General features: G+C 53.1%; 11 protein-coding genes. 9 read left to right on the plus strand and 2 right to left on the minus strand.

All coding sequences use genetic code 11. The annotated features are described in order from the left end of the window. Positions 1–183 precede the first annotated feature (183 nt). Positions 184–813: a phosphatase PAP2 family protein gene (locus ACI2J2_RS10095; protein ID WP_209632445.1), complete on the plus strand. Its 630-nt coding sequence runs from the start codon at positions 184–186 to the stop codon at positions 811–813. A gap of 50 nt (positions 814–863) precedes the next feature. Here the strand turns inward: ACI2J2_RS10095 and apbC are convergent, their stop codons facing one another. Next, complete coding sequence (gene apbC, locus ACI2J2_RS10100) at positions 864–1,976, minus strand: iron-sulfur cluster carrier protein ApbC (protein ID WP_209632444.1); 1,113 nt, start codon at positions 1,974–1,976, stop codon at positions 864–866. A 160-nt stretch (positions 1,977–2,136) separates the two neighbouring features. On the opposite strand from apbC, the gene metG reads away from it, so the two are divergent. From metG to sanA, 8 genes are all read left to right on the plus strand, one after another. Further along, entirely contained in the window at positions 2,137–4,164 is a 2,028-nt protein-coding gene (gene metG / locus ACI2J2_RS10105; RefSeq protein ID WP_404760014.1) for a methionine--tRNA ligase, read from the plus strand. A 229-nt stretch (positions 4,165–4,393) separates the two neighbouring features. Further along, positions 4,394–5,464 carry a sugar ABC transporter substrate-binding protein gene (locus tag ACI2J2_RS10110; protein ID WP_209632442.1) on the plus strand — a complete coding sequence of 357 codons (1,071 nt, stop codon included), beginning with the start codon at positions 4,394–4,396 and terminating at the stop codon, positions 5,462–5,464. A gap of 130 nt (positions 5,465–5,594) precedes the next feature. Next, positions 5,595–6,821, plus strand: coding sequence for an MFS transporter (locus tag ACI2J2_RS10115; protein ID WP_209632441.1), 1,227 nt, complete (start codon positions 5,595–5,597; stop codon positions 6,819–6,821). 132 nt (positions 6,822–6,953) lie between these two features. After that, the gene (locus ACI2J2_RS10120; RefSeq protein WP_209632440.1) at positions 6,954–7,361 is read left to right on the plus strand and encodes a CidA/LrgA family protein; all 408 of its coding nucleotides are present in this window, start codon (positions 6,954–6,956) and stop codon (positions 7,359–7,361) included. Continuing rightward, complete coding sequence (locus ACI2J2_RS10125) at positions 7,358–8,053, plus strand: CidB/LrgB family autolysis modulator (protein ID WP_209632439.1); 696 nt, start codon at positions 7,358–7,360, stop codon at positions 8,051–8,053. Before ACI2J2_RS10120 ends, ACI2J2_RS10125 begins: the two co-directional genes overlap by 4 nt. Positions 8,054–8,190: 137 nt before the next feature. Next, positions 8,191–9,075: a cytidine deaminase gene (cdd, locus tag ACI2J2_RS10130; protein ID WP_209632438.1), complete on the plus strand. Its 885-nt coding sequence runs from the start codon at positions 8,191–8,193 to the stop codon at positions 9,073–9,075. 222 nt (positions 9,076–9,297) lie between these two features. Then, the gene (locus ACI2J2_RS10135) at positions 9,298–10,995 is read left to right on the plus strand and encodes an NAD-dependent malic enzyme (protein WP_209632437.1); all 1,698 of its coding nucleotides are present in this window, start codon (positions 9,298–9,300) and stop codon (positions 10,993–10,995) included. 171 nt (positions 10,996–11,166) lie between these two features. Further along, positions 11,167–11,904 carry an outer membrane permeability protein SanA gene (gene sanA, locus ACI2J2_RS10140; protein ID WP_265555337.1) on the plus strand — a complete coding sequence of 246 codons (738 nt, stop codon included), beginning with the start codon at positions 11,167–11,169 and terminating at the stop codon, positions 11,902–11,904. Between the two features lie 67 nt (positions 11,905–11,971). Here the strand turns inward: sanA and mglC are convergent, their stop codons facing one another. Beyond that, positions 11,972–12,982: a galactose/methyl galactoside ABC transporter permease MglC gene (mglC, locus tag ACI2J2_RS10145; RefSeq protein ID WP_012005998.1), complete on the minus strand. Its 1,011-nt coding sequence runs from the start codon at positions 12,980–12,982 to the stop codon at positions 11,972–11,974.

Consider the following 12,982-nt stretch of genomic DNA (forward strand, 5'->3'; position numbering starts at 1 on the left):
GTTAGCGGGCATTGCGCCAGACTATATTGTTGGCAACGGAGCGCTATCTCTGGTTATTTCGCCATAAGTGGCATTCATCGGTTTTAAGATTATTGCGTCTAGGGCAATCCAGCGTCACAGGGTAAACTCCGTGGCTTGATGATTATCCTTGAAATAGGATTTTGCATTTCACCGGAGACTAACGTGCTGGACTGGCATTTTTTGACATTTTTTGGCGACAGCATGTTGCTGTTGCCCTGCTCGCTGATTCTTTTTGCCGTACTTGTTGCCTCACGTGCGACCCGTACCGCTGGCTGGCAATGGGCGCTGATCTTCGGCTGCGCCGGTGCTGTAGTGTGCGTATCCAAGCTCGCTTTCATGGGGTGGGGCATTGGGATAAAAAGTTATGACTTTACTGGCTTTAGCGGCCACTCCGCGTTGGCGGCCAGTATCTGGCCGGTTCTGCTCTGGACGCTGACCGGGCGTTTTTCACATGCAGTACGCAGCATGGCGCTGGTTGTGGGGCTGGTATTGCCTGTCACCATAGGGCTATCACGGTTAGCTATCCACGTACATTCTCCTTCAGAGGTGGTGAGCGGCCTGATACTTGGCTATCTGGCGAGTACGCTATTTTTGTGGTTGCAGCGCGGCAAGCCTCGCCCTCAGCTCTCTACACCGCAGATTGTCGTGGCATTGGCCTTGCCAATGGCACTGATGGGAGTACGGCAACCTGCACCAACGCAAGGGTTGCTGGAACATATTGCTACTGTCTTGGCGCAGGTAGAGCGCCCGTATACGCGGGCGGATTTGCACAAACAGGCTATAGCCCCATAAACAAAACCCCGGAACTTGTCCGGGGTTTTGTTTTTAAGCCAGCGGTATGATTACAGCGCGCGGAAAGAGATCTCCGTCGGGATCGCCTCACCCTGCCAGTACATTTGCGCGGCAACACGACCGGCAAGTTGACGGTACAGTTCGGCAAACTCACTGTCCGGGCGGCTGATCACCGTCGGCTCGCCGCGATCCAAATCTTCGCGCAGTGAAATATGCAACGGTAATTGCCCCAACAGCCGACTGTTATATTTCTTCACCAGCTTCTCAGCCCCACCGGTCCCAAAGATGGGCTCGTGATGACCGCAATTGCTGCAAATATGCACGCTCATGTTTTCCACGATGCCCAAAACCGGCACGTGAACTTTTTCGAACATGACAATACCTTTAGCAGCGTCAAGCAACGCGATGTCCTGCGGTGTGGTCACCACTAAAGCCCCGGTAACCGGGATATTCTGCGACAACGTCAACTGGATATCGCCGGTGCCTGGTGGCATATCCAGCACTAAATAGTCCAGATCCGGCCAAAGCGTATCCTGCAACAGTTGCATCAGCGCTTTACTGGCCATAGGCCCACGCCAGACCATGGCGTTATCGTCAGTCACCAGATAACCAATCGAATTGGTTGCCAGGCCATGCGCCACTATCGGCGCCATGTGCTGACCGTCTGGTGACGTTGGGCGTTCATTTTCAGTGCCCAGCATATTCGGGATCGACGGGCCATAGATGTCAGCGTCCAAAATACCGACTTTGGCCCCTTCCGCTGCCAGCGCTAATGCCAGGTTAACCGCCGTAGTGGATTTACCCACCCCGCCTTTACCGGAACTGATAGCAATAATATTACGCACGCCTTTGATGCCGGCCTGATCGTTCGCACGTTTCAACGTGGTGATATCGTGCTTCAGTTTCCAGTCGACAGCCTCAGCGCCGGTCACGCGCAGTAACTCTGCACTGACGGTGTCCTTCAGCACCTCGAAACCGCTCTGCCAGGCGAATGGCATGGTCAATTCAATATGCAGTACATTGTCCAGCAGCGCGCAATGGTGAATGGCCTTCAGCGCAGTCAGATTGTTTTTTAACGTCGGGTGTTCAAAGGCGGCCAATACTCCGGTCACCAGGGCACGCAGAACTTCGGGGTTAGTCTGCTCAGGGGATTTTGCGCTCATCCCGGCTCCTTGATTTTGAATGGATAGCTTCCCGTCTAGCATATCAGAACTGCGCGCCCGCCGACGCATCTCTGCATAAAGAAACCGCCCTAGCCGTAGCGGACACGATCGGGTAACATCGAAGACCCTTTTTATTCATTACAGAAACCAAGTTCTCACTATGGCTCAAGTCGCGAAAAAATTATTGGTGACGTGCGCGCTACCGTACGCAAATGGTTCCATCCATCTCGGCCACATGCTCGAGCACATCCAGGCAGATATCTGGGTTCGTTACCAACGAATGCGCGGCCACGAGGTTCATTTCATCTGTGCGGACGACGCGCACGGCACGCCGATCATGCTGAAAGCTCAGCAGTTAGGCATTCAGCCAGAAGAAATGATTGCGGAAATGAGCCAGGAGCACCAACAGGATTTCGCCGGTTTTGGCATCAGCTATGATAACTATCATTCAACCCATAGCGATGAGAACCGTGAGCTGTCGAGCCTGATTTATGGTCGCCTGAAAGAAAACGGCTTTATTAAAAACCGGACAATTTCTCAGCTGTACGATCCGGAGAAAGGCATGTTCCTGCCTGACCGCTTCGTAAAAGGCACCTGCCCAAAATGCAAATCACCGGATCAATACGGTGATAACTGTGAAGTTTGCGGTGCAACCTACAGCCCGACCGAGCTGATCGATCCGAAATCCGTGGTCTCTGGCGCTACGCCGGTATTACGCGATTCCGAGCACTTCTTCTTTGATCTGCCTGAGTTCAGCGCCATGCTGCAAGCCTGGACCCGTTCAGGTGCGCTGCAAGAACAGGTTGCCAACAAGATGCAGGAGTGGTTTGAATTTGGTCTGCAACAGTGGGATATTTCACGCGATGCGCCGTATTTCGGCTTTGAGATCCCAGACGCACCTGGCAAATACTTCTACGTCTGGCTGGATGCGCCAATCGGCTACATGGGCTCATTCAAAAACCTGTGCGACAAGCGTGGCGATCTGGACTTTGACGAATTCTGGCGCAAAGACTCCACCACCGAGCTGTACCACTTTATCGGTAAGGACATCGTTTATTTCCACAGCCTGTTCTGGCCAGCAATGCTGGAAGGCAGTAACTTCCGCAAACCGACCAACCTGTTCGTACACGGTTACGTGACGGTGAACGGCGCCAAGATGTCCAAGTCTCGCGGCACCTTTATCAAGGCCGGTACCTATCTGCAACACCTGGATGCCGATTGCCTGCGTTACTACTATGCCGCCAAGCTGTCTTCACGCATTGACGATATCGACCTGAATCTGGAAGATTTCGTGCAGCGCGTGAACGCCGACATCGTCAATAAAGTGGTGAACCTGGCTTCTCGCAACGCTGGCTTTATCAATAAACGCTTTGGCGGCCAACTGGCCGACAAACTGGCTGACCCTGCGCTGTACCAAACCTTCGTTGACGCGGCGCAAAGTATTGCCGACGCCTATGCCAGCCGTGAGTCTGGCCGGGCAATCCGCGAAATCATGGCGTTGGCCGATCTGGCTAACCGTTATGTGGATGAGCAGGCACCCTGGGTTGTGGCGAAACAAGAAGGCCGCGATGCCGACTTACAAGCCATCTGTTCAATGGGCATCAACCTGTTCCGTGTATTGATGACCTACCTGAAGCCAGTGCTGCCGTCGCTGAGCGAACGTACCGAAGCTTTCCTCAACTGTGAGCTTAGCTGGGATAGCATTCAGCAGCCGTTACTGAGCCATCAGGTCAATCCATTCAAAGCGCTGTTCAACCGTATCGATCTGGACAAAGTCAATGAAATGGTAAGCGCGTCGAAAGAAGACATGGCGGCGGCTAAAGTTGTCACCGGTCCGCTGGCTGACGATCCCATTCAGGATACGATCACTTTTGACGATTTCGCCAAGGTTGATATGCGTATCGCACTGATCAAAAGTGCCGACTTTGTTGAAGGCTCGGATAAGCTGCTTAAGCTGCAGTTGGATCTGGGCGGTGAAATGCGTCAGATTTTCTCAGGCATTCGCTCCGCTTACCCAGAACCCAAAGCGCTTGAAGGCCGCCTGACCATCATGGTTGCCAATCTTGCACCACGCAAAATGCGCTTTGGTATTTCCGAAGGTATGGTGATGGCTGCCGGCCCAGGTGGAGAAGAGATCTTCCTGCTTAGCCCGGACAGCGGCGCACAACCAGGGATGCAGGTGAAATAACACCTTTTCTCCTGCCATAAGGGTCGAGCTTGCTCGGCCCTTTTTATTTGCATTCCCTCACGTTAACGCCTCACCGTCTCGTTCGGCGAAGGGCAACGCCAGATCCATTGCCCGTAAGGCCAGTGCCCGTTACGGGACTCCGATATTACAAGTAGACGTCCAGAAGGAAAGACTGCTATAAATAGCGTCTTACCGGGATAGATCTCACCTGCTTTCGGAGCCAATAATAATGAAAACCTTAAAGACCCCGCTGCTGGCCATTGGCCTGCTGACCGTTTTGCCGCTGTTCGCGGCAGAAACACCCACGCCAGTACCTGCGGCCATCGCGCAACATCAGGGACCGATCCGTATTGCGGTAATCCGTAATTTGGGGTCTGACGACAACACCACCCAGTTTCTCGCCGGTACGCTTCAGGAGGGTCGGAAGCTGGGCTTTAAGGTCGATACCTTTCTCAGCAATGGTGATGATGCACGTTTCCAAGATTTCGTAAACCAAGCCATCAGCCAGAAATATGACGGTATTATCCTCTCGCAGGGGCGTGCGCCTTATTCGACCGAGCTGGTCAAACGCATTGCCGCAGCAGGCATTGCCGTATCCGCATTTGATACCGATATCAGCGGCAGTATTCCTGGCGTCACAGTTTCACAGCAAGATGACGCCTCGCTGGCGAATGAGTCCTTCGGACAGTTGATCAAGGACTTCAACGGCAAAGCCAATATTATCAAGCTCTGGGTCGCTGGCTTCCCGCCGATGGAGCGCCGTCAGGCAGCCTATCAACAGTTGCTGAAACAAAATCCGGGCATTCATGAGCTGGAATCGATTGGTGCTGTCTCATCCGACGTACAAGGGGATACCGCCAATAAAGTGGGTGCTGTACTGGCCAAATACCCGAAAGGCAAGATTGACGCTATCTGGGGCACCTGGGACGCCTTCAGCCAAGGGGCTTATAAAGCGCTGAAAGAAAACGGCCGCACCGAAATCAAACTCTACAGCATCGACATATCCAATCAGGATCTGCAACTGATGCGCGAGGCCAACAGCCCATGGAAAGTCAGCGTGGCAGTGGATACCAAGCTCATTGGTGCAGTCAACTTACGTTTGGTGGCGAACAAAATTGCCGGCGAACCGACGCCGGCAACCTACGAATTTAAAGCCGCATCTATCCCGCAGGCACTCCTGGTCAGTCAGCCTGGTCCTGTCAATGTCGCCAGTTTGGCTAAAATTATTCCGGGCTGGGGCAGCAGCGATGCTTTCATCCAGCCTTGGTTCGCCACGTTGCAGGCCAAAACAGGCCAATGAGCCCATTCCTCTGAGGCTATTCCGGTAGCCTCTTTTTTCACACAATTGCCTATTCCCCCCTTCTTTGTTGGTTAAAATACGCTATGTTATCCCTATTGGGTTAATAACTGTATGCATGAACAGGTCTGACATGAAGGGATTCCCACCACTGATTAACGCACTGCTGGCGAGTTCGCTGGTCTTAACCATCGGCCGCGGCGTGACTCTGCCATTCATTACCATTTATCTTACCGGGCATTTTCACCTACTGCCGAAAAGTGTCGGGATTATTCTGGGCATCAGTCTGGCAATCGGTATTTTCGCCAGTTTGTACGGCGGTTACCTGGTGGATAAATTCAACAAGAACACGCTCATTCTGACGTCCATTCTGCTGTTTGCCCTGAGCTTTTTCGCTATCCCTTGGATCCCGCGTCCGGGTGGCATCATTGTGGTGTTGGCTATCCTGCATACTGCCTATTCCGTACTGGGCATTACTATCAAAGCCTGTTTTGCCGACTGGCTGCCGGTTGCACAGCGTATCAAAGCCTTTTCCATCAACTACACGCTGGTGAACGTGGGTTGGGCGGTAGGTTCATCACTGGGCGTGATGGTGGCAGGGCTGAACCCATTGTTACCTTTCTACCTTTCCGGCGGGTTGGCTTTACTCACGGTGACAACCTTGAATTTTAGCCTGCGCCGACAGCGCGTTCCCTCCCCACCAGCAAGCGATGTGATACCTACCGCACCGCCGAATTTCCGCCAGACGCTGAAAATCCTGCGTAACGATCGTCGGCTGATTTACTTTACCCTTGGCAGTACACTCGGGGCGGTCGTTTTCGGCCAGTTCACCGGCTATTTGTCGCAATACCTGATTACCGTCTCGAATGCAGAGTTCGCCTATCAGGTGATTGGCGCAGTGATGATCGTCAACGCCTGTATCGTTATTGCCCTGCAATATGTGCTGAGCCGAGGAATGCGTCAGGAAAACATGCTGCGCTGGCTGGCGCTGGGCACGCTATTTTTCATTCTGGGGCTGCTGGGGTTTTGGTTGGCAGGGCAATCGCTCTGGCTCTGGATCGCGGCCATGGCGGTATTCACATTGGGGGAAATCATTGTGATCCCTGTGGAGTATATGTTTATCGATTTTATCGCGCCGCCGCATCTCAAAGGCAGCTACTACGGCGTGCAAAACCTCAGTGCATTGGGCGGCGCCATCAATCCGGTGCTGTGCGGGTTTATTCTCAGCTACACGGCACCATACATGATGTTTATGATGTTAATAGCCGCCGCGTTATTTAGCCTGTTATTCTTTTTCCTCGGGCACCGCCTGGCGCAAAAACAGCAGTTGGACACCCATAATGCTGTCAGTGCAGAATGAGCATGCGGCTTAATGACGACTGTCAACCGGCTCAATCGGCATAGTCGTCATAGAGCGAATTCATGGTGTGATTTGTGGCTAAGGTCACAGTTTAATTGTATGATGAATGCATCGGTTAAACAGGATTAAGTTATGACCAAGCTACTCACTCTGTGCTGGAAATACCTGAGGGCAATCGCCCTTATCTACCTTTGTTTGTTTATTGGCAATGCGCTCGCGGCAGTGTTGCCGATCGCCATTCCCGGCAGCATTATCGGTATGTTGCTACTGTTCGCCCTGCTTTCCACACAGATTATGCCCGCCAAGTGGGTCAAACCAGGCTGTCATCTGTTGATCCGCTATATGGTGCTCTTGTTCGTGCCCATCGGTGTTGGCGTGATGAAATACTATGACCAGATTATCGAACACCTCGGCCCACTGGTGATCTCTTGCGCCGTAAGTACTCTGATGGTGTTAGTCGTTGTCGGCTATACCTCACATTATTTCCATCGAGAACGCCGCATCGTCGGCAAGTCTGATGCAGCGGAGGGAGAAAAATGATCCATGAAATCTGGTGGTCATTGCCGCTGACGCTAGCGGTCTACTTCGCAGCACGCAAGCTGGCCCAATGGCTGAATATGCCATTGCTCAACCCATTACTGGTGTCAATGGCGGTGATTATTCCCCTGCTATTGCTGACGGGCATTCCTTATGAGCGTTATTTTCAGGGCAGTAAAATCCTCAATGACTTGCTACAACCGGCCGTAGTGGCACTGGCTTACCCGCTTTATGAGCAATTGCACCAGATTCGCGCTCGCTGGAAGTCCATCATCGCCGTCTGTTTTATCGGCAGCATGACGGCCATGATCAGCGGTGGCGCTATCGCATTATGGATGGGGGCCACACCGGAGATTGCCGCGTCCATCATGCCTAAATCGGTCACGACGCCCATCGCGATGGCGGTCGCAGAATCGCTTGGCGGCATTCCGGCGATCAGCGCCGTCTGCGTTATCTTCGTCGGTATTCTCGGCGCCGTATTCGGGCATACCTTGTTCAAAATATTAGGCATCACGACCCGTTCGGCACGTGGGTTGGCAATGGGGACAGCATCACATGCGCTGGGCACGGCGCGCTGTGCGGAAATGGACTATCAGGAAGGTGCATTCGGCTCACTTGCGTTAGTCATCTGCGGGATCATTACCTCGCTATTGGCGCCGTTTCTGTTCCCGGTGTTGCTGCACCTGTTCGGTTGAAAGGCTTAAAACTTGCGATACGTCCCGCAATTATGCATTTCATTGCATTGATTTCATCAATAAAGAGATTTTCATCACACTTTATTCACGCTGAGCTGCCTAGAATGTTATCCCGTTAACCTGTAGAGAGAGTTTCTATGCACCCGCGTTTTCAAACCGCTTTCGGTGAACTGCCCGCCACATTGCAATCCGCCCTATTACCTTATATTGATGCGCCTGATTTTCCGGCCATGCTTAAGGCAGAACAGGTGGATGCAATCAAGCAGCGCTGCGGGCTGGATGATGATGCTCTGGCATTTGCTCTGCTGCCCCTGGCGGCGGCCTGCTCGTTAGCCCCGATCTCCAAGTTCTATGTCGGTGCCATTGCCCGCGGACAGAGCGGCAATCTCTATTTTGGCGCCAATATGGAGTTCAGTGGCGCGCCGATGCAGCAGACCATTCATGCCGAACAGTGTGCCGTAACCCATGCCTGGCTGCGCGGCGAAACCGCCCTGGTCTCCATCACGGTGAACTACACGCCTTGTGGCCACTGCCGCCAGTTTATGAACGAGCTCAACAGCGGTACCGCTCTGAAAATCCGCCTGCCTGGCCGTGAACCTGCAACTCTTGGCGATTATCTGCCAGATGCCTTCGGCCCCAAAGACCTGGATATCACCACACTGCTGATGGATCGGGTCGATCACGGCTTCCAACTGACGCTAACCCACGAACTGGAAAAAGCCGCACTGGCAGCAGCCAATCAGAGCCATGCGCCCTACAGCAATGCGCACAGCGGGGTTGCGCTAGAAGCCGAAGACGGTACCATTTACACTGGCCGCTATGCTGAAAACGCCGCGTTCAACCCAAGTCTGCCTCCCCTGCAAGCCGCGTTAATTCTGATGAATGTCTCCGGCCGCGATTGCCAAAAAGTGAGCCGAGCAGTGCTGGCTGAACCGGAAAGTGCCATTCTCACGCAATGGGATGCTACGCGCGCAACGCTGGCCGCCCTCGGCTGCCAAGACGTCAGCCGCATCACGTTCTAATCCTGCCTCCTGGCGGTGCTGCCTGGCACCGCTGTTAACAGCCCCGCAAGCCGATTACAATGGCATTCACGTCTTAAAACACTTTCTTTAGTTAAATTAGGGCGTGATCGTCGATAATTGCGCCAATTTACCTCATGATCCGATAACAATTGCTGTACATATTTTCCCGATCTTTTAGGATCTACCCCATAAAGTTATCCGATACGTTGAAGAGCAAAAGCCATGGAACTTGAATACGAAAGCAAACGCCCCCTCTACATCCCTTATGCTGGCCCTATTCTGCTGGAATTCCCGCTGCTGAATAAAGGCAGCGCCTTCACTGAAGAAGAACGTAGCCATTTTAACCTGCAAGGCTTACTGCCTGATGCCGTAGAAACCATTGAAGAACAAGCAGAACGTGCCTATCGCCAGTATCAGGATTTCAAAAACGACAGCGATAAGCACATTTACCTGCGTAACATTCAGGACACCAACGAAACCCTGTTCTACCGTCTGCTTGACTCACACCTGAGTGAGATGATGCCAATCATCTACACACCGACGGTGGGTGAAGCTTGTGAGCATTTCTCCGATATTTATCGCCGTGCGCGTGGGCTGTTTATTTCCTACCCGAACCGCGATCGCATTGATGACATGCTGCAAAACGCCACCAAGCAAAACGTCAAAGTGATCGTCGTCACCGACGGTGAACGCATTCTCGGCCTGGGCGACCAGGGCATCGGCGGCATGGGTATTCCTATTGGTAAGCTGTCTCTGTACACCGCCTGCGGCGGTATCAGCCCCGCCTATACCCTGCCGGTAGTGCTGGATGTCGGGACCAACAACCCACAACGCCTGAATGATCCGCTGTACATGGGTTGGCGCCACCCGCGTATTTCTGGTGATGAATACCACGCTTTCGTAGAAGAATTTATTCAGGCCGTAAAACGTCGCTGGCCGAATGTGTTGTTGCAGTTCGAAGACTTTGCGCAGAATAACGCCACCCCGCTGTTGAACCGCTACCGCAACGAAATCTGCTGCTTTAACGACGATATTCAGGGTACCGCAGCCGTCACGCTTGGCAGCCTTATCGCCGCCAGCCGTGCGGCGGGCAGGCAACTGCGTGATCAAACCGTAACCTTCCTTGGTGCAGGTTCCGCCGGTTGTGGTATTGCCGAGCAAATTATCGCGCAGATGAAATCCGAAGGCCTGAGCGAAGATGAAGCCCGCGCGCGCGTCTTTATGGTCGACCGTTTTGGCCTGCTGACCGACAAGCTGCCTAACCTGCTCGATTTCCAAAGCAAGCTGGTGCAAAAAAGCGAAAATCTGGTCGAATGGCAGACAGAAAGCGATGCCATTTCACTGCTGGATGTCGTACGTAACGCCAAGCCAACCATTCTGATTGGCGTGTCTGGTCAGCCGGGCCTGTTCACCGAAGAGCTGATCCGCGAAATGCACAAGCATTGTTCGCGTCCGATCGTGATGCCATTGTCCAACCCGACTTCCCGCGTGGAAGCGCGCCCGGAAGACATCATCAACTGGACCGATGGCGCAGCGTTAGTGGCAACCGGCAGCCCATTCGCCCCCGTGAGCTATAAAGACCAGCTGTTCCCTATCGCCCAGTGCAACAACTCCTATATCTTCCCGGGGATTGGTTTGGGCGTTCTGGCCTCCGGCGCCACCCGCGTTACCGATGCCATGTTGATGGCCGCGAGCCGAGCATTGGCTGAATGTTCGCCGTTAGCGACCGATGGACATGGTGCCTTATTGCCGGATATCGATGATATTCAGGGCGTGTCGAAATGCATCGCAATGGAAGTCGGTAAAGCAGCTCAACTGCAGGGAATGGCCGTCGTCACCTCTGAAGAGGCGCTGTCAAAAGCCATCGAACACAACTTCTGGCGTCCGCAATATCGCAGCTACAAGCGCACCTCATTCTGATTGATAAAGATGAAGCAGATAAAGCCCGGTTAACCGGGCTTTTTTTATGGGTAACATTGCCTAAAAATGCCGCGTAATGCGCGCTTGAGAGAGGGACAAGCTTGCTTCAACCAGTCAGGTAAAGTAGCCTTGAGCCATCTTTTTTGGCCCCTGTGCGCGTAAGGCAATAACATGTGGAAACGCCTGATCATCAGCCTGTTCATCATTACTGCACTGGTGATGGCTTCAGCTCTCGCGCTTGATCGCTGGATCAGCTGGAAAACCGCGCCTTACATCTATGACGAGCTACAAGGTCTGCCCCATCGGCAAGTGGGTGTGGTACTCGGCACCGCCAAGTATTACCGTACCGGCGTAATCAACCAATATTACCGCTACCGCATTCAGGGGGCGATCAACGCCTACAACAGCGGTAAGGTAAAATACCTGCTGTTGAGCGGTGACAATGCCCAGCAAAGCTACAACGAACCTATGACCATGCGCCGCGATTTGATTGCAGCAGGCGTGGCGCCCAGCGACATCGTGTTGGATTATGCAGGGTTCCGCACGCTGGATTCCATCGTACGTACCCGAAAAGTGTTTGATACCAACGACTTTATTATCATCACGCAACGCTTCCACTGCGAACGTGCGCTGTTTATTGCGTTGCATATGGGGATCCAGGCGCAGTGTTATGCGGTACCTTCACCGAAAGATATGATGACGGTGCGTGCTCGCGAGATCTTCGCCCGCCTTGGCGCGCTGACCGATCTGTACATTCTCAAACGCGAACCCCGCTTCCTTGGCCCGCTGATCCCCATTTCCGCCATGCATACCGTACCTGAAGATGCTCAAGGTTATCCGGCGGTGTCGCCTGAACAGTTGGTTGAGCTGGAACACAAGCTGGCAGCGGAAAAGCAAAAGGCCAAATAGTCTTAATTCCTTCGGTCAAAACAATAACGGCCAGCAGATGCTGGCCGTTTCCATCCCTGAACCGCGACTATTTTTTCTTGGCGTACTTCAGTGAATCCAAGGCCACGGCAAAGATAATAATGCCACCCTTGATGATGTACTGCCAGTAAGGGTTAACACCGATATAGGTGAGTCCATAGTTGATGACGGTGAAGATGATCACCCCGGTCACCACCCCCAGCACCGTCCCCACCCCGCCGGCAAAGGACACGCCCCCCACCACACACGCGGCTATCGCATCCAGCTCATACATAAAGCCAAGGTTGTTGGTGGCACTACCGATACGGCCCGCTTCCAATAGCCCCCCGAAGGCATAGAATACGCCGGACAGCGCATAAATCATGATCAGGTTCAGCGGCACGTTCACGCCTGACACCTTTGCCGCCTCTGGGTTACCGCCAATAGCGAAGATATTTTTACCGAAGCGGGTCTTGTTCCACAGGATCCAGACAAAAATAATCGCAATGATGGCGTAGAAGGTAATGTACGACAGCTTAAAGTCCCCGAAACGCAGGAATCCTTGAGCAAAGGTCGAGAACTTGGGATCAAACCCCGCCACTGGGGACGCGCCGACAGAGTCGTAATACAGCGAGTTAATGCCGTACACGATAATCATGGTACCCAGCGTAGTAATAAAGGGTGTCACATTGAGATAAGCAATAATCAACCCGTTAACCAAGCCGATCACGGCGCCAACGGCACACACCAGCAGGATCACCAGCGGAATCGACCAGGTTTCCATGTGCGGGAACACTTTATTGACGTTATCCATTGACTGCAATAACGTCGCCGCAATCACCGCCGCCAACCCAACCTGACGTCCGGCTGACAGGTCAGTCCCCTGCGTGACAATCAGCCCCGCTACGCCCAGTGCAATAATGATGCGCACCGAAGACTGAGTCAGGATGTTACTCAGGTTCATTAAACTGAGGAATGTCGGATCCTGGATAATAATAATTGCCAGCAGCACCAGCAATACCACGTAAATGCCACCTTCCTTAAAATAGGTGAACAAAGTTTTCTTATTCAGCGCGTTCAT

Origin of the sequence: Serratia sp. NPDC087055 (assembly GCF_044900985.1) — a bacterium.
Classification (GTDB): Bacteria; Pseudomonadota; Gammaproteobacteria; order Enterobacterales; family Enterobacteriaceae; genus Serratia.

Bases quoted from the DNA above. Each gene is read 5' to 3' on its own strand.
- apbC (WP_209632444.1), bottom strand. From the start codon at position 1,976: ATGAGCGCAAAATCCCCTGAGCAGACTAACCCCGAAGTTCTGCGTGCC.
- ACI2J2_RS10115 (WP_209632441.1), top strand. From the start codon at position 5,595: ATGAAGGGATTCCCACCACTGATTAACGCACTGCTGGCGAGTTCGCTG.
- cdd (WP_209632438.1), top strand. From the start codon at position 8,191: ATGCACCCGCGTTTTCAAACCGCTTTCGGTGAACTGCCCGCCACATTG.
- ACI2J2_RS10110 (WP_209632442.1), top strand. From the start codon at position 4,394: ATGAAAACCTTAAAGACCCCGCTGCTGGCCATTGGCCTGCTGACCGTT.
- ACI2J2_RS10135 (WP_209632437.1), top strand. From the start codon at position 9,298: ATGGAACTTGAATACGAAAGCAAACGCCCCCTCTACATCCCTTATGCT.
- sanA (WP_265555337.1), top strand. From the start codon at position 11,167: ATGTGGAAACGCCTGATCATCAGCCTGTTCATCATTACTGCACTGGTG.
- mglC (WP_012005998.1), bottom strand. From the start codon at position 12,982: ATGAACGCGCTGAATAAGAAAACTTTGTTCACCTATTTTAAGGAAGGT.
- ACI2J2_RS10125 (WP_209632439.1), top strand. From the start codon at position 7,358: ATGATCCATGAAATCTGGTGGTCATTGCCGCTGACGCTAGCGGTCTAC.
- metG (WP_404760014.1), top strand. From the start codon at position 2,137: ATGGCTCAAGTCGCGAAAAAATTATTGGTGACGTGCGCGCTACCGTAC.
- ACI2J2_RS10120 (WP_209632440.1), top strand. From the start codon at position 6,954: ATGACCAAGCTACTCACTCTGTGCTGGAAATACCTGAGGGCAATCGCC.